This is a genomic window from Halorubrum halodurans (genome assembly GCF_002252985.1).
Classification (GTDB): Archaea; Halobacteriota; Halobacteria; order Halobacteriales; family Haloferacaceae; genus Halorubrum; species Halorubrum halodurans.
In genome coordinates this window covers 14,687-31,745 of sequence record NZ_NHPJ01000050.1, presented here as the reverse complement: position 1 = coordinate 31,745, position 17,059 = coordinate 14,687, and the positions used below count along the sequence as shown (strand labels likewise).

General features: G+C 67.3%; 14 protein-coding genes and 1 tRNA gene. 9 read left to right on the top strand and 6 right to left on the bottom strand.

Translation table 11 applies throughout. The annotated features are described in order from the left end of the window. Positions 1-37 precede the first annotated feature (37 nt). The gene (locus DJ70_RS04645; RefSeq protein ID WP_094530599.1) at positions 38-721 is read left to right on the top strand and encodes a YqjF family protein; all 684 of its coding nucleotides are present in this window, start codon (positions 38-40) and stop codon (positions 719-721) included. 37 nt (positions 722-758) lie between these two features. Here the strand turns inward: DJ70_RS04645 and DJ70_RS04640 are convergent, their stop codons facing one another. Then, the gene (locus DJ70_RS04640) at positions 759-2,051 is read right to left on the bottom strand and encodes a Glu/Leu/Phe/Val family dehydrogenase (protein ID WP_094530619.1); all 1,293 of its coding nucleotides are present in this window, start codon (positions 2,049-2,051) and stop codon (positions 759-761) included. Positions 2,052-2,245: 194 nt separating this feature from the next. On the opposite strand from DJ70_RS04640, the gene DJ70_RS04635 reads away from it, so the two are divergent. The 3 genes from DJ70_RS04635 to DJ70_RS04625 all read left to right on the top strand — a co-directional run bounded on the left by DJ70_RS04635 (position 2,246) and on the right by DJ70_RS04625 (position 5,783). Then, positions 2,246-2,710, top strand: coding sequence for a PH domain-containing protein (locus DJ70_RS04635; protein ID WP_094530617.1), 465 nt, complete (start codon positions 2,246-2,248; stop codon positions 2,708-2,710). Beyond that, the gene (locus DJ70_RS04630; protein ID WP_094530597.1) at positions 2,707-4,635 is read left to right on the top strand and encodes a PH domain-containing protein; all 1,929 of its coding nucleotides are present in this window, start codon (positions 2,707-2,709) and stop codon (positions 4,633-4,635) included. Before DJ70_RS04635 ends, DJ70_RS04630 begins: the two co-directional genes overlap by 4 nt. Before the next feature lie 80 nt (positions 4,636-4,715). Continuing rightward, positions 4,716-5,783 (top strand): phytoene/squalene synthase family protein, encoded by a 1,068-nt coding sequence (locus DJ70_RS04625; protein WP_094530596.1) that lies wholly within the window; start codon positions 4,716-4,718, stop codon positions 5,781-5,783. Positions 5,784-5,818: 35 nt separating this feature from the next. Here DJ70_RS04625 and DJ70_RS04620 read toward each other — a convergent pair whose 3' ends face one another. From DJ70_RS04620 to guaB, 4 genes are all read right to left on the bottom strand, one after another. Beyond that, positions 5,819-7,783, bottom strand: coding sequence for a DEAD/DEAH box helicase (locus tag DJ70_RS04620; protein WP_094530594.1), 1,965 nt, complete (start codon positions 7,781-7,783; stop codon positions 5,819-5,821). A gap of 71 nt (positions 7,784-7,854) precedes the next feature. Further along, positions 7,855-8,439, bottom strand: coding sequence for a HalX domain-containing protein (locus tag DJ70_RS04615; protein WP_094530592.1), 585 nt, complete (start codon positions 8,437-8,439; stop codon positions 7,855-7,857). Positions 8,440-8,634: 195 nt separating this feature from the next. Continuing rightward, a complete protein-coding gene (locus DJ70_RS04610; RefSeq protein WP_094530590.1) occupies positions 8,635-9,735 on the bottom strand; it encodes a TrmB family transcriptional regulator in 1,101 nt (366 codons plus the stop codon). 87 nt (positions 9,736-9,822) lie between these two features. Beyond that, positions 9,823-11,310 (bottom strand): IMP dehydrogenase, encoded by a 1,488-nt coding sequence (gene guaB, locus DJ70_RS04605; RefSeq protein ID WP_094530588.1) that lies wholly within the window; start codon positions 11,308-11,310, stop codon positions 9,823-9,825. A 524-nt stretch (positions 11,311-11,834) separates the two neighbouring features. Here guaB and DJ70_RS04595 point away from each other — a divergent pair. From DJ70_RS04595 to DJ70_RS16660, 4 genes are all read left to right on the top strand, one after another. Beyond that, positions 11,835-12,824, top strand: coding sequence for a DUF5794 domain-containing protein (locus DJ70_RS04595; protein WP_094530584.1), 990 nt, complete (start codon positions 11,835-11,837; stop codon positions 12,822-12,824). Positions 12,825-12,894: 70 nt separating this feature from the next. After that, complete coding sequence (locus tag DJ70_RS04590; protein ID WP_066415188.1) at positions 12,895-13,119, top strand: DUF5795 family protein; 225 nt, start codon at positions 12,895-12,897, stop codon at positions 13,117-13,119. A gap of 81 nt (positions 13,120-13,200) precedes the next feature. Further along, positions 13,201-13,374: transfer RNA gene (locus DJ70_RS17235), tRNA-Trp, on the top strand. A gap of 508 nt (positions 13,375-13,882) precedes the next feature. Next, positions 13,883-14,641 carry a hypothetical protein gene (locus tag DJ70_RS16660; protein WP_179233965.1) on the top strand — a complete coding sequence of 253 codons (759 nt, stop codon included), beginning with the start codon at positions 13,883-13,885 and terminating at the stop codon, positions 14,639-14,641. Positions 14,642-14,770: 129 nt separating this feature from the next. On the opposite strand, the gene DJ70_RS04580 is transcribed toward DJ70_RS16660, so the two are convergent. After that, positions 14,771-15,778 carry a tyrosine-type recombinase/integrase gene (locus tag DJ70_RS04580; RefSeq protein WP_094530580.1) on the bottom strand — a complete coding sequence of 336 codons (1,008 nt, stop codon included), beginning with the start codon at positions 15,776-15,778 and terminating at the stop codon, positions 14,771-14,773. Positions 15,779-16,153: 375 nt separating this feature from the next. Between DJ70_RS04580 and DJ70_RS04575 the strand changes: the two genes are divergently transcribed. Next, positions 16,154-16,912 carry a DUF429 domain-containing protein gene (locus DJ70_RS04575; protein WP_094530579.1) on the top strand — a complete coding sequence of 253 codons (759 nt, stop codon included), beginning with the start codon at positions 16,154-16,156 and terminating at the stop codon, positions 16,910-16,912. Positions 16,913-17,059 lie beyond the last annotated feature (147 nt).

The window sequence follows — 17,059 nt, the reverse complement described above, 5'->3', positions numbered from 1 at the left end:
CCGTGTGGATTATGCCTCTCACGCCCGTAGGATCGCCATGTTCGATCGCCGCTGGCTGGAGATGACCTGGCGCGACGGGCTGTTCGTTCACTGGCCGGTCGAGCCGGAGGTCGTCGCCGGACGGCTTCCGGAGGGGCTCTCCGTCGCCACCCACGACGGCGACGCGTACCTCGGGATCGTCCCGTTCGTGATGGCCGACATCCGTCCGCGGGGCTCGCCGATCGGCCGGTCGTTTCCCGAACTCAACCTGCGGACCTACGTCGACGGACCGAACGGCCGCGGGGTCTACTTCTTCAACCTCGATGCCGCAGACCCGATCGGCGTCGCGGTCGCCAGGCGGCTGTTCGCGCTGCCGTACTACCGCGCCCGAATGACGGTCGACCGCGACGACGACGCGGTTCGCTTCGCCAGCGACCGCACCCACCGCGGAGTCCCGCGGGCGACGTTCGACGCGACCTACGAGCCGTTCGGAGCGCCGTTCACGCCCGAGCCGGGATCGCTCGCCGCGTTCCTGGTCGAGAACTATCGCTTCTACGCCGACGGCCGCCGGCTCTACTGCGGCGAGATCGGCCACGACCCGTGGACCTTGCGGGACGCGAGCGTCGACCTGCGGACGAACACGCTGTTCGACGCGAACGGATTCGACCGGCCCGACGGGGAGCCGCTCGTCCACGCCGCCGAGCCGCTCGCGGTGACCGCGGACCGGATCCGTCGGGTTTGACCGCTCGATCGGCCCCTCGCGAGACCGTCGGGAGTCCCTACGGGAACAGGCCGCGGTACTCGTGGGCGCTCGCGGTGCGTTCGAGCGCGAGGGTGTACGCGGCGGTCCGGAGGTCCGGGACCGACCCCTCGTCGTAGCGCTCGATGGTCTCGTCGAAGGCGGAGCCGATGCGCCGCTCCAACTCGACGTTGACCGTCTCGAGCGGCCAGGAGAACTCCTGGGAGTTCTGGACCCACTCGAGGTACGAGACGATGATCCCGCCGGCGTTCGCGAGGATGTCCGGGACTACGGGGACGTCGCGCTCGGTGAGCACCTCGTCGGCGGCCACCGTCGTCGGGCCGTTGGCCGCCTCGACGATCGCGCTCGCGCGGAGGTCGTCGACGTTGTCGGCGGTGATCACGCCCTCGACCGCCGCGGGGATGAGGACGTCGACGTCGAGCGTCAGCAGCTCCTCGTTCGAGACGAGGTCGGCGTCGTCCCCGGACGAGCCGCCGGGAGCCTCCGCGCGCGCCTCGCCCGCGGTGTACTCCTCTATCATGCCGCCGGCCTCGACGTGGGCGGCCAGCGCACCCACGTCGAGCCCGTCGGGGTCGTAGGCGGCCCCGGTCACGTCGGAGGTCGCGACGATCCGCGCGCCCGCGTCGTCGAGCAGGCGGGCCGCGTTCGAGCCGACGTTCCCGAAGCCCTGGATCGCGATGCTCGCGTCGGTGAGGTCCCGTTCGAGGTACTCGAAGAGCTTCTGGGTGATGAGCGAGACCCCCCGGCCCGTCGCCTCGACGCGCCCCGGCGTGCCGCCGATCTCGAGGGGTTTGCCGGTGACGACCTTGGGGACCGTGTACCCCTCGTACATCGAGTACGTGTCCATCATCCACGCCATCGTCTGCGGGTTGGTGTTCATGTCGGGCGCGGGCACGTCGACGTCCGGGCCGATCATCCGACGGATGCCCTCGGTGTACCGTCGCGTGAGTCGCTCGAGGTCGCGCTCGGTGAGGTCCTTCGGTTCACAGATGACGCCGCCCTTCGCGCCGCCGTACGGGAGGTCGACGAGCGCCGCCTTCCAGGTCATCCACCCCGCGAGCGCCTCGACCTCACGCTGGGAGACCGTCGGGTGGTAGCGGACGCCGCCCTTGAACGGCCCCCGTGCCCCGTCGAACTGGCACCGGAACCCCTCGAAGACCTCCACCTCGCCCGACTCCAGCTCGACGGGAAGCGTGACCTTCAGGGTCCGTTCGGGGTGTTTGAGCCGCTCGAAGACGCCGTGATCGACGTCCGCGAACGCCTTGGCGCGGTCCATCTGTGCGAGCATGTTCTCGAACGGATCGTCGGCCATCGTCGAAGGGTCCTCCATGATCGATTATATTCCTTTCGCAAATATTGCGGAAGCGTGTAAATAACACGCATGGGCGGGGGCGGTCGGACGGCGCGGCGTCCGGGGACGCTCGAGTCCGCCCGTCCGCCGGATCTTATAAGCACCCGTCGACAACGGTGGTCCATGAGCCCTCGACACGCGACGGAGGACGGTCGATGACGACCCAGCGGCTCCACCCCCGCGTCCGGATCGTCTGGGTCCTCCGTGCGGTCCTCGCGGCCGCGATACTCACCGCTCCCGCCGCCGGCGCACACCACCTCGGGTACGTTCCCGAGTGGGTTCCGGTCGTCGCCGGCGCGACCCTCCTCGTCCTCGGCGTCGTCCACGCGCTCCTCCGGTACCGCCGCTGGAGCTACGAGATCCGCGAGGACGCGCTCTACCTCGACCGCGGCGTGATCACGCAGGTCAGAACGACGGTCCCGCTCGTGCGCATCCAGCACGTCGACTCCCGGCGCGGTCCCGTCGAGCGTGTCGTCGGACTGGCCTCGTGTGTGGTGTACACCGCCGGCTCCCGCGGAGCCGACGTCCGCATCCCCGGCCTGACGCCCGACGGGGCGAGCGACCTCCGCGAGGAGCTGAAGCGACTGGCGATCCGCGCCGACGGGGAGGACGCGGTGTGAAGCTCGCGCCCCAGTCGATCCCGTACCGCGCGCTCCAGAAGGTCGCGGGGATCGTGGTCGTCCTCTTCTTCGTCGTGAACGACACCGGGTGGGGCTTCCCGGCTGCCGCCGGCGCGGGACTCGCCGTGCTGCTCGTCGCCGGCGCGTACGAGGTCGCCTACTACCGCCGGTTCGAGTACGCGCTCACCGAGGACACCCTCGACATCCGCTCCGGCGTGATCTCGCGACGCGAACGGGAGATCCCCTACCGACGGATCCAGAACGTCGACGTGAGCCGGAGCGTGATCCAGCGCGCGATCGGCGTCGCCGCCGTCGACCTCGAGACCGCGGGCGGGTCGAGCACCGAGGGGTCGATCCGCTTCGTGACCCCCGAGGAGGCCACGCGGCTCCAACGCGAGGTCCAACGGCGGAAGTCCGCCGGTTCCGCGGCGGAGGGCGGCGATACTGACGCGGACGCGACGGGCCCGATCGAGGAGGAGCTGTTCGCCATCTCCCCGCGCGAGCTCGCGCTCGTCGGCGCCCTGTCGTTCGACGGCCGGCTCATCGGGCTCCTCGCGTTCGCCGGGTCGGGGTCGGTTCCGGTGGTGTCGGGGTATCTCCCGGACGTGTCGACGCTGGCGCTCAGCGCGGTCGCGGTCGCCGCCGTCGGGGCGCTGTTCCTCGTCTCGTGGGCGATCGGCGCGGCGGTGTCCTTCTCGAACTACTACGGCTTTCGGCTCGCGCGCGCCGGGGACGAGCTCCGGTACGAGCGCGGCCTGTTCCGCCGGTACAGCGGGTCGATCCCCACGGAGAAGGTCCAGACCCTGACGGTCTCCGACAACCCGGCGAAACGCGCGCTGGGGTACGCGACGCTCTCGATCGAGACCGCCGGCTACGCCCCCGGCCAGGGCGGCGAGTACGGCAGCGAGGCGGCGATCCCCATCGCGCGATCCGGACGCGTGTACGAGCTGGCCCGCGAGATCGAGCCGTTCGGCGAGCCGTCGTTCAGCCGGCCTCCGCGACGGATCCGCTGGCGGTACGCGTTCCGGTACGTCCTCCTCCTCGCCGTCCTCGTCGGCGTCGCCTTCGCGGCCGACTGGTACCTGCCGACGGAGATCCCGTGGTACGCGCCGGCCGCGCTGCTCCTCGCGGTGCCGCCGGCCGCCCACCTGAAGTGGAAACACCGGGGGTACTGGCTCGGCGAGGACCACCTCCTGACCCGAAACGGGTTCTGGAGCCGGAGCGTGCGGGTGGTTCCGTACTACCGGATCCAGAACGTGATCGACAGCCGGTCCGTCTTCCAGCGGCGGTGGAACGTGGCGACGGTCGTCGCCGACACCGCCGGCACCAGCTCGCTCACCGGGAGCGACGCCGCGGCCGTCGACTTCGACGTCGAGGAGGCGGAGGACCTCCAGACGTCGCTCGGCGACCGACTCCAGGCGGCGCTTCGCGACCGTCGGGGCGGGAGCGCGTCCTTCGAGTGGCTCGACGGCGGGGCGGGCGTGTCCGCCGAGGACGACGGGACGCTCGACGCCGCGGTCGACGCGGCCGCCACCGACGCCGACGCGAACGCGGGAGCGTCCGACGGGGACGCGGATCCGGACGCCCTCGACGCGGACGTGAACCCGGACATCTCCGACGAGGGCGTCGTCCGCCCCGACCGCTCGTCGGGCCGCGACTACTCGACGCCCGCGGAACGCGTCGACACCGGATCGTACGCGGTCGACCGGTTCCCGTCGGACGCCGACGTGGCGTACCGCCCCGAGGATACCGAGGGTTCGGCCGACGCGCCCGACGACGGGGAGGGCGACGGGACCGCGGAGGACGGCGAGGGGGCCGCGGAGGACGGCGGGACGGAGCCGGCCGGCTCGGACGCCCCGGACGGCACGGATGACGGGGGCGATCCGGACGACCCCGACGGGATCGACGACGGGCCGACCCGCTGAGTCACCCGTTACCGGGCGGGAGCGTCCGAGCCGTCCCGCGAGGCTTTTTTATGGGTCGTGCCGTAAAGACGGATAACTGAATGAGCGGACGAGAACACGACACGGCCGACCCCGACCTCGAGTGGTGTCACGAGGCGGTTCAAGGCGTGTCCCGTACCTTCGCGTTGACCGTGGACGTGTTGGAGGAGCCGATGGCCTCACAGATCTGTCTCGGCTACCTCCTCTGTCGCGTCGCCGACACCGTCGAGGACGCCGGCCACATCCCGCCGGCGGAACAGACCGCGGTCCTCGAGACCTACCGGGAGGCGATCGACCCCGACGGCGACGCCGAGATCGGCGACTTCCGGGCCGCCGTCGACGAGTGGCTCCCCGCTCCCGCGGAGCGCGACGAGGACTGGGCCGTCGTCGCCGAGTCGCCGACGATCGTCGCGACCTTCGAGGATCTCGAGCCCGAGGCGCGCGAGGCGATCGTCCCGCCCGTCCTCGAGATGGTGGACGGGATGGCGATGTTCGTCGATCGTCACGCCGAGGAGGGGGGACTCCGGATCGACGACCGCGACGAGCTCGAACAGTACTGTTACTACGCCGCCGGCACCGTCGGCAACCTCATCACGAACCTCCTCACGCGCGGCGAGGTCGGCGAGGCGCGCGCGCGGCGGCTCCGCGAGACCGCCGAGGAGTTCGGCCTCCTCCTACAGCTCGTGAACGTCTCGAAGGACGTCTACGACGACTTCACCGAGGAGAACAACGTCTACCTCCCCGCCAAGTGGCTGGAGGACGAGGGCGTCGACCAGGACGCGGTGATCGACCCCGAGAACCGCGAGTCGTCCGCCCGTGTCGTCGACCGCACCGCCGACTACGCCCGGTCGTTCCTCGACGACGCGCAGGCGTACCTCGAGACGATGCCGCTCTCACACGGCAACACGATGGAGGCGTGGACGGTGCCGTACCTGCTCGCGGTCGGCACGCTCAGGGAGCTCCGCTCCCGCCCGGAGGACGCGCTGACGGAGCGGGGCGTGAAGATCTCCAGGGAGGAGGTGTTCGCGGTGATGGCCGTCGCCGGCGACGCCGGCCGCGACTCGCTCGCGGACCTCAGAGAGACGATCGCGAACACCCCGTATCACCGCGCGGTCGAACCGGCGGACTGAGCCCGTCTCGACCCTCCTCCGCTCCGAACGTCCGATCAGATCCGACTCCTGGCCCGCGTCACCGCCGGCACCGAGACGCCGATCGTGTCCGCGATCGCCTCCGCCGCGCTCAACAGCCACTCCGCGCGCTCGACGCGCGAGTCGAGGTCGCCGGGACCGAGCCGGTACGCCTCGACCAACTCCTCGACGGTCGCGCCGCCGATCCACTCCTCTAAGATCCGGGCGGTCTTCACCGACTCCAGCCATCCCTCGAAGTCGTCCGGCTCGTTCATCCCCGTCGTCAGCCGTGCCGCGTTCCGCCGGGCGAACCGGTACATCTCGGCGCGCTCGCGGTTCCCGAGGTACGTGTCCTGCATGTCCGGGGTGTCACACACCACCTCGAAGACGGTGAGCGTCGTCGCCTCCGACATCCCGGCCGCGGTCCGGAGCCCGTCGACGATCCGCGCCCCGGTCTCCGGCCGGACGTACTGTCTCGAGGTGGTCTCGCCGACCGGCGTCGCGACGATCCGGTAGCGTTCCGCGTCCCCGCGTCGCCGCACCATTCCCGCCTCGACGAGGTCGTCGACCGCGACGGCGACCGCGTCGGCGAGCCCGCCCGCACCCGCCTCGCGGGCGTAGAAGGTGCCGTCGAGCACCGCGAGGATCTCCGCCTCCGTCTCCGCGAAGCCGGTCGCGACCGCCGAGAGCACGTGCGTCCGGAGCGAGGCCGGGTCGGCGAGCTTGGACTCGACGGCCTCCGGCTCCCCCTCGACGTACCGCTCCACGAGCGCCTCGCGGGTCGACTCCTCGCCGACGAGCACCGCCTCGCCGTGCGGGTCGAGCCCCGGCCGGCCGGCCCGTCCGCACATCTGGTGGACCTCGAGCGTCGGCAGCCACTCCATCGCCGACCCGGTGTACCGCTTCTGGTCGCGGACCACGACGCGGCGCGCCGGGACGTTCACCCCCGCGGCGAGCGTCGGGGTGGCACAGATACACGCGACGTGGCGGTCGCGAAACGCCGTCTCCACCGCGGCGCGGTGATCGGCTCGGAGCCCCGCGTGGTGGAACGCGACGCCCGCGCGGAGACGGTCCGCGAGCTCCCGGCCGGTCACCGTCCCGTCGATGTCGGCCACCTCGTCGCCGACCGCCTCCGCGGCCGCCCCGATCCCCATCCGGTCGGCGAGCCCGTCCTCGGCGAGCCGCTCGGCGAGCGCCGCGGCCTCCGCCCGCGAGCGGACGAACGCCAGACACTGGCCGCCCGCCTCGACCGTGTCGACGACGAGTGCGGCCGTCACCTCCGTCGCGTCGAGGTCGTCGTCGCGGTCGTCGGCTGCGGGCTCGTCGTCCGGATCGCCGACCGGGACGCGGCGGATCGTGCCGTCGTCGAAGGCGACCTCGCCGCCGACGCAGACGCCCGTGCGGAGGTCGACGGGTCGCCACTCCGACTCCACGAGCGTCGCGTCCAGCCAGTCGGCGATCTCCTCGGGGTTGTCGACGGTCGCCGAGAGCGCGACGACCTGGAGCGACGGGTTTCGTCGTCGAAGCGTCGCCAGCGTCACCTCGAGGGTCGGGCCGCGCCGCTCCGCGCCGAGCAGGTGGACCTCGTCGACGACGACGCACGCGAGGTCGTCGACCCACTCCGCGCCGTTGCGGATCGCGGAGTCGACCTTCTCGCTCGTGGCGACCACCACGTCGTGGCCCGCCAGCTCCTCGCCCGTCGCCTCGAAGTCGCCGGTCGAGATGGCCACGTCGACGCCGGGCAGCGCCGCGAACGCCTCGTACTTCTCGCGGGCGAGGGCGCGGAGCGGACAGACGTACAGCCCCGGCCCGTCGGCCGTCAACAGCGCCGACTGCGCGATGAAGGTCTTCCCCGAGGCGGTCGGCACCGCCGCGACGACGTTCGCGCCGTCACAGACGCCCGCCTCGACGGCGGCGACTTGCGGCGGGTACAGCTCGCGGATCCCCCGTTCCGCGAAGTGGTCGGCGAGCCGCTCGGGAAGGGGGAGGGAACGGACGCGCATCCGACCGTGCGTTCGCCGCGACCGTATTTAAAAGGTGTCCGCGGACGCGGGCGGCCCCCGTCCGCCGCGGCTCACTCCTCGGCGTCGAACTCCCGGAAGAGCGCCTCGAAGTCGTCCTTCTGGGTGACCGCCTCGAGCGAGCGGTCGGCCTCGTCGCGAAGCGTCTCGATCCGGGCGGTCAGCTCCTGGTACTCCTGGTTGTCCGCGAGCTCGCTCGCGCTCTTTTCGGCCTCGAGCATCGCCTTCTTCGAGGTCAACGCGAACAGGTCCTGAATGCCCGTGTCGTACTCTCCGCGGCGGAGGAGTCCCTCCACGGTCTCCTTGAGGGTGTCGCTCGCGACGGGCTTGACGAGGTAGTCGTCGAACCCCATCTCGAGGATGTCGAAGTCGGGCTCGACGGCGGTCACCATCGCGACCCGACAGTCGATCCCCCGTTCCCGAACGGCGGCGAGGACCTCGTCGCCGGAGAGTCCGGGCATCCGCCGGTCGAGGAGGATCGCGTCGACGTCGTCGTCGAGATCGTCGATGGTTTCGAGTGCCTCGTGGCCGCCGTACGCCGTCCGAACCCGGTACTCGTCGCCGAGCCAGGCGGCGTAGAGGTCTGCCAGGTCGGGTTCGTCCTCCACGACGAGGACGAGCGGCGGTTGTTCACTCATGGGTCACCCGAGCGACGACGAGTTCGCTCACACGTTTCGTCTCGTCGCGGACTATATTAAAATACCTCTTCGACCCCGACCGAGGAACGCGGGGGACGGCGGTCGCGGTCCGGTCGGAGGCCACGGTTCGATCGGGGGCCGCGGTCCGGTCGGACGCCCTCCTCCGGTCGAGGACCCGCGGGGTTCTCCCCGCGGTCATGCGTCGACTTCCCCTGGGATCGCCTTCTCCGGTCCGTCGTATCCCGTGACGGTGATGCGTCGCGCCTCGATGTCCTCGACGACCGCCCCCCAGCCGCCCACGGTCCACCGCCGGTCGTCCGAGCTCACTTCGACGGTCACCTGGCCCGCGAGCTGTCCGATCGGGATCTCGCCGTCGCTGCGGGGCTCGCCGGCGTACACCACGTCGGTGACGATGCCGGAGACGCTGACCGGGCCGCCGGAGCCGATCTCCGACCCCTCCACGGTCACGTGGACCTCGGCCCCCTCCGCGAAGAGCGGCTCGATGTCGCGCACGAACCGTCGGAGGTTGGCGTACACGAGCGGCGGGTCCTCCGGGCGTCCGTCGTAGACGACGTCCCACACCTCCCAGAGGCTGGTGTCGAAGTACCAGCGGAAGACGTACGTGAGCGAGAAGTCGCGAACGAGCACGCCGTACTCGTTGACGGACCGACGGTGCGGCGCGAAACACGTGGTGGTGCGGTCGACGATGGCCACGAACGGCGTCGGCAGCGTTCGGTTGCGGACCTCCGTCGCGACGCCCTCGTACTCCGTCGGGACCGCCTCGCTTCCGTCCGTCGTGTGGATCGACGCCTTCACGATCGCGCCGTTGTCGTGGGCGGTCGCCAGCGACTCCCGGAGGTCGTCGAACCCCTCCGGCGTCACCGCCACCTGTACCTCCGTTTCGGCCTCGGCGATGGCCTCGCGTGCGTGCTCGAACACCGTGTCGAACCGGGTGACGATGTCGACGCGGTGATGCTCGAGGGAGGGGGCCTCCCAGCGCGTCTCGATCTCGTCCGCGGCCGCCGAGAGCTCCTCGGAGCGTCGTCGCAGCTCCGAGAGCGCGGTGTCCGGCTCCGACGCGCGCGCTCTCAGCGTGTCGCCGTCGTACGTCTCGACGTACCCCTTCTCCTCGAGGTCCCGGAGAACGTCGTAGATCCGTGCGGCGGGAACGCCGCTTTCGTCCGCGAGCTCGGTCGCGCTCGCCGTTCCGAGGCGGAGGAGCGCGGTGTACGCCTGCGATTGATATTTCGAGAGGCCGGCGTCGCGCAACACCCGGCACAGCTCGGATGTGTCCATGTCACGGTACACAGTCACGCGGGCATTAAGTCCAACGCGTGGGGATCCATCTCACGGAGGGCGACGGAGCGCCCGGCCGGATCGCGGTCACTCCTGCGGGCTGTAGTTCGGCGCCTCGTCCGTGATCATCACGTCGTGGGGGTGGCCCTCGGTCTGGCCCGCGCTGGAGACGCGGACGAACCGGGCCGTCTCGTGGACCGCCGGGATCGTCTCGGCCCCGACGTACCCCATCCCCGAGCGCATGCCGCCGGTGAGCTGGTGGAGCTCCGAGGCGAGCGTCCCCTTGTACGGCGTCGCGGCCTCGACGCCCTCGGGGACGAACTCCTCGTCGCCGTCGTCGTCCTTGAGGTAGCGGTCGCCGCCGCCGGACTTCATCGCGCCGACCGATCCCATCCCGCGGTACTGTTTGTACTTCTTCCCCTGCATCGTGATGACGCGTCCGGGGGCCTCCTCGGTGCCCGCGAAGTACGAGCCGAGCATGACCGCGTCCGCCCCGGCGGCGATCGCCTTGATCGCGTCGCCGGAGTAGCGGATCCCGCCGTCGGCGATCACCGGCACGTCGCGGTCGGCGGCGACGTCAGCGACCTCCGAGACGGCGGTGATCTGCGGCATCCCCGCGCCGCTGACGACGCGCGTGGTACAGATCGAGCCCGGCCCGATCCCGACCTTGAGCCCGTCGGCGAAGTCGACGGCCGCCTCGGCGGCCTCCCGCGTGCCGACGTTGCCGACGACGACGTCGGCGTCGACGGTCTCCCCTATCGCCTCCGCGGACTCGAGCACGTTGAGGTTGTGCGCGTGCGCGCAGTCGATGAAGAGCACGTCGGCGTCGGCCTCGTCGGCGGCGACCGCGCGCTCCTCCTCGAACGGTCCCACGGCCACGCCGACGAGCAGGCGGCCGTCCTCGTCGCGGGCGGCCTGCTCGTGCTCGCGTCGCTGGAGGACGCCCTGCATCGTGACGAGCCCGACCAGCCGGTCGCCGCCGTCGACGACCGGCACGCGCTCGATCTTGTGGTCGTACATCAGCTCGAGCGCCTCGCGGGCGTCGACCGACTCGGGGGCGGTGATCACCTCGTCGGTCATCGCCTCCCTGACCGCGTCCTCCTCGCCGACCTCGAGGTACGGACGGATGTCCGTCCCGGAGATGATGCCGAGGACGACGTCGTCGTCGTCGACGACCGGCGCGCCGGAGACGCCCTCGCGTTCCATCAGCCCGTCCGCCTCCCGCACCGTGTCGTCCGGCGAGACCGTGACGACGTTCTCGCGGCGGATGACGAGCTCGTGGGCGCGTTTGACGCGTTCGACCTCGGCTGCGGTCTCCTCGACGGTCATGTTGCGGTGGAGGACGCCGAGTCCTCCCTCGCGGGCCATCGCGATCGCGAGGTCGCTCTCGGTGACCGTGTCCATCGCCGCCGAGAGAACGGGAACGTTGAGCTCGACGTTGCGCGAGACGCGCGAGGAGAGGTCGGCGTCGTCGGGCTCGACGCGGCTCTCCATCGGACGGAGAAGCACGTCGTCGAACGTCAGCGCTTCCGGCACGTCGAGTTTCGCCGAGAACCGGTCGGAATCTGTCGCCATGTAAACCGTCGTGAGAGCGGAATCAAAAACGTTGCGAGTCAGCACGGATGTGGTGGGAACTCTCATTCGAGCGCGCTCGGTTGATCAGGATCGTGGATTGATCTCCCCGCCGCTTCCGCGAGGAACACCCACGGCTGACTGGACGACGAACGGGATCCGGATCGTCTCTCACGGTATTCGTTTACCGTGGATCGTTCGACGGAACCGGGACGTTTTCTAAATTCCGTCACCTTAGTATATAAATGCGCGTTCCGAAACGACAGAGTCGTGCGACCACCCCTCACACAACGTTTAACCCGAACGCAACACGTACTACGGGTATGGACTCCGACAGTCCCGTGAACGTGCGCATCGCCGGTCAGCCGACGCTCGAGCTCGGCGCGCCCTTTACAGCCGGCAATACGCACCCCGTCTTTACACGGACTCGTCGGACCCACGTCGGCTCCGACTCCGATGACCGGTCCGGTCATCGGAGGTCGTCCGCTTCCCGCCGTGTGCCCCATGGTCACGGGCATCACCCCTGAATGAGCGTCTCACGTCACCCGGTCGCGCTCCGCTTGGAGCGGCAGGTGGGCGGCGCGACGAAGCTGCTCGCGACCGTGATGGCGCTGCCGCTCGTCGACGGGATCTTCCCGGCGCTCGTGGTCGCCGGCGTGATGGGGTCCGCGGCGGGCGTCGTCGAGACGGGCATCCTCATTTTCGGCGGCTCCGCGACGATCGCCGTGATCCTCGCGGAGATGGACGGGAGCCGCAGGGAGATGGCGACCTCGGTGCTGCTCATCGGCGCCGTCATCGTCCCGGTCGCGGCCATCGAGGCCGCGTTCGCGCCGACCCTTCGAGGGTTCCTGAACCTCGCCATCTTCGAGCGGTTCGCCGGCCTGGTCATCCTGTCCATCGCCGCGAAGACCGCCAGCGCGGAGTTCGGCGAATACCTCCCCAGCCCCGCCGTCATCATCGGGCTGGGTCTCGTCGCGAGCTTCGACCCGAGCGGGTTCGCCGTCGAGACGTCGATGGAGTACGTCGTGAACGGTACCGCGGCCGCCGCCATCGGCGTCGGCTTCGCGCTCGCGGTCGCGCTGTTGTCCCCCCACCTGCGCGGCCGCGTCGATATCGACCGGTTCCGCTTCGGCTCCGCGGTCGCGCTCGGCGTGCTCGCGCTCCCGATCCTGTTGCGGCCGTTCGGCCTGATGCAGACGGAAGTCCCCATCGCGCTGGCGGTCCTCGGCGTCACCGCGCTGTTCGCGTACGACCCGGACGCCGAGGGCGTCGGGGCGACCGACGACTCGGCCGACGACGACTCGACCGACGCGCCGGAGGACGACGCGTCGTCGGACGCCGACGAGGAGGACGAGGACGTCGTCGGTCCGGTCGAACCGGACCCGACCGATCGGCCGGTGGACGCGCCGGACGGCCTCGACGACGACGTCGCGGTGACCGCGACCGGCGACGAGGGTGACGGCGAGGAACCCGTGACCCCGTTCACCGAGGACGACTCCCGCGCGCCGTGGCTGTAGCTGCGGTTCCGTTCCTTCCACCGTCGGTCGGCTTGACGGGTTTTAGGTACCTCCGTCGCGTACGACGGGTATGTCAAATCGCGTCGTCCAGGGACGGATGGTGACGCCGGAGACGCTCGCGGAACTGGTGGAGGGCGAGTCGGTCCTCGAAGCCGAGGACATCGCCGACGCCGACCGGGAGTGCCCCGACTGCGGCGGCGACGTCATCACCGTCGGATACATGCCGAGCGTCACCGAGTTCGTGACCGGATACAAGTGTCAGGAGTGCGACTGGTCTGACGACGACCGGGAGTAGCTCGGCGCCCGTCGCGTCCGCCGATCGCGCGGGATCGAAACCCCTTTATCCGCGTTTCGGCAACGTGCGATCGCAGACAGCGGGGCTGTGGCCAAGCCAGGCATGGCGACTGACTCCAGAGGCCACGCCCGGGACGACGCTCCAGACTGATATACCGAGCGGGCGACTGATCATCGCCCGCGTTGACGACCCTCTGGAGTTCCGAGGCGTACCGGAGATATCAGTCGATCGGGGGTTCAAATCCCTCCGGCCCCATCTTCCTTCGAAACGCTCGATAATTGCCAGCAGAAGCCCTGTTCCTTAAGTTCTCGATCTCCACTCGCAGTGAGATTTCATTCGATCAGGGGATGATGACACGCGCCCCATTACGATTTGAAGAGATGATGCCCGGTAAAAGTGGTCCGAGGTAATCCCCCTCAATGCGTTGAATCTTGTCATTCTAAATGCGCCGAGAGCTAAGCAACACAGGGACAAAAGTACAAATATTAGGCTCTGTTGAAATCCTCTATCGGTGATATATTCTTGGAGACTTGCTGAATACAGAGGGTGTAGTCAGTACGGGAACAACGTCATTTTCCCCACCTAAATCCTGAATCAGCCGATAGAATGTGTCTGCGAACCCCAAAATAATTTCAGGGGGCAGAGATTCCACTACGTAATGGTCACTCGCGAGACAGTCCGTAGCCGTTATCGGGAGTATGTTGAACAGTACCCTGAAAACACTAGTCTAAGTTTCGAATCCTCTGCTGACACACCTTACCCCATGCAGTCCAGAGCGCTTGGAGACAACACATTTGCAGGTATTTCTCGGAATGTTATTGCAAATGAAGATCAATATCTTTTTGAGCTTGATTCTGGTGTGCCCGATATTTCAGAGATTGACAAAGCACTACTCCCCACGGTTGGTGCTGAGCTATTAGGGACGCTGATGGTTCAGGCAACCCATGACCATTTTGCCTTCTGGGAACGCTCTCAATCGTTATTAGAGAAAATGACTGGAGGGAGTGAAACATACGGGTTGATACCTGACCTCTATACCTCTGTTCTTATGCTATTTGACCAGACCGGCCGTTCTGGAGTCTCTACCGGAGAACTTCCACTAAATGGTGACCATATTTCTGGGTATTTAGTGTACCCTCTTACTGAGGCTGTGGCAAAGTGGTTCTGCCAAGACTACGTCGAAATGGATGGCAGTATCAAACCAGGACGAGCAGTTATTGCGGGAAATGGTTGGATATACGGACCGCCCGAGGATGGAGATGCTCCTGATAATTGTTCAAATCTCGGAGGTTTTCTACATCATGCTGAGCAGGTTGTTGCAGAGCCCGAGCTACAGGAAGAGTTGGAGCAAGCTCGTGAGTACATCGCACGGTTGTACGGTGAACGTGCTAATAATATCTACCAAGATGTGATTACGGCACAAAGAAACCGCTCTCTCCATGGAGAAACAGAAGCACCAGTCGAATTTGGTGTACTTCTAACATTCATTGGAATATTAGTCTCAGCAAAAGCAAGAAATTAACCAGCGAATATTATGATCTCTACTGAGCGATCTGACCCCATCGAATCTGATGATGATTCTGTGCGAGAAACGCGCTCTGTATTCAGCAGCCAGTTCCCATCAGAATATGAGAATTTTTCAACAGAGCCATTATAGGTTATCTAAATACTGTTTCCGGGTCTTTGCTCGCTCTCCCTCACTCCGACTGTCGTAATGTTCGTCCAGCACGTCCACACTTACATTGGCTCGTTCGCTGATCTTCTCTCCCGGCCAGTCACGGTTCAAGTGGTACGTGATAGCTGCCCGTCGAACCGGGTGAGGGCTGCGGCTGGATGGACATTTGGAGGCGTCTTTCTTGCGGATGGCCGCATCGCACTCCTCAATGTCTCGGTCATGCGGACAGTTCCCGATGACCTTACACGGACGAGTAATCGCGTAGAAGTTCTTGCGGAGGGTTGTGAGGGTGATCCGTCCGTAACTTGTAGTGAACAGAGGCTCGCGCCCGTAGTCGTCAGTCACGCTCTGGCGCGGAACCTCAATGTAGTCGTCTAACACCTCCGCAACTTGGTCGTCGATATTGACGACACGCTCCGCCTCTTTGCCGTTCTTTAGTGGAGTCCCGGTTTCGGGGCGATGGCGCACTTTGAGCTGGTTCCGACTCGAAACGTAATCATCGAGATCGAGAGCGACGGCTGTCCCCATTCGAAAGCAGGTGTGCCACATCACTTGGAAGATGGCGTGATTGCGTGTCGCGTACTCATATTTGTAGTAGTAGTCGAGGATGTCCTCAATGCGGTCGAGTGAGAGGATCGTCTCGCTGACTCGCTCCTCGTGGTCGAGGTCGGGTAGTTGTACCAACTCGGCGAAGTCCTGATCGACGAGTTCCGCCTGCTCGCACCACCGGAGGAACACGCGGAGTGTCGAGAGGTTGTTCTTCAGCGTGACCTCCTTGATTCCTTGCCCTCGTCGGTGGAGTTTGTACTTCTTGAGATGATAGCCGTGGAGGTCGCCAACCCGCTCAATGCCGTTCTTCTCACAGAACCGCACAAGCTCCTCAAGCGCGTATTTGTAGTTGCGGTGGCTTGCTTCACTCACTTCTCCCTCACGCTCCGCGAGGAAGTCCTCTACCGCTTGCTCGGGTGATATGTCGAAGTCCATTGATCGCTCCAATCGCCGGACGATGGGTCTGCGATCATCGCTCGCGTGGACGAATTTGCGGGATTCCGATCCCCCTGGTATCAGTTGTGCCCGCCGAGACGCGCTGTTTTCGTGCGGTTCAGCGCTTGTCGAGGCGGAGGGGGTTCCTAAATCCCTCCGGCCCCATGGCGGTTTTGACTCTAACTCATCACTTCTCGGTGGCAAGTCCTCGACGAAGGACAAGTCCGTCATCGGAGCGGTGGACGGTCCGTTCGGCGCGATGTACGTCACGTCCGACGGTCCCCGATCTCGGGTGTGCGTGCGATGAGCGACGGCTACCGGGCGTGAACCCGACCGGAAGGTCGGGTTTAGGTCACTCCCCGTGTCAGTGATCGTATGGCCTCCTATGTCGGAGTCGACTGGGCGTCCCGTGGATGGCTTACGGTAGCGATCGACGACGGCGAGTGGACGGCGCGGATGTCTCCCTCGATACACAGCGTCTGGTTCGACCATCACGATGCCGAATCGATCCTGGTCGACGTTCCGATCGGGCTCCCCGAGTCGGAGCGCCGGGGGTGTGATCGGGGTGCGAAGGAGTTCCTCGGTTCGGACCGCGCCCGAAGCGTCTTCTGGACGCCGTGCCGCGACGCGGTCGAGGCCGACACGTACGACGACGCGAGGCGGGCGAACCGCGATGCTCGCGACGACAGCCTGTCGAGCCAGGTGTGGGGGCTGATCCCGCGGATTCGGGAGGTCGATCGCCTCCTCAGAGACGTCACGGAAGCGCGGAAGACGATGTTGGAATCGCATCCGGAGGTGTGTTTCGAGGCGTTCGCGGAGGAGGGCCTCCCCTCGAAACACGAGGACGACGGACTCAGTAGGCGACGGGAACTCCTCGAGGGGACCGACGCGAGCGCCGACGGCGTCTACGACGGGTTCGTCGAGAGATACATCGACGGTCAACCACCGTGGGCGCGGCGCATCGGAAACGCGAACCGCGACGACCTCCTGGATGCGATGGTGCTCGCGCTCGCCGCGAAGGTCGCCGACGGCGACTTCGAACGGGTCCTCGACCACGCGGAGGACGGCGTGGAGTCGATCCCACGAGACGAGGCGGGGCTCCCGATGCAGATCGTCTACGCCGACCCGGAGTAGGCGAGATCCGGTCGAGATTTTCGGTTCCCGGTCGATCGACGCCGACCTCCCGTGCGGTGGCGCACCGTCGCCAGGGCGACCTCGTCGCCGACGGGGGCCGGGACGACGGCACTCCCGGAGCGCGGTCGCCGGTCGACCACGCCGACG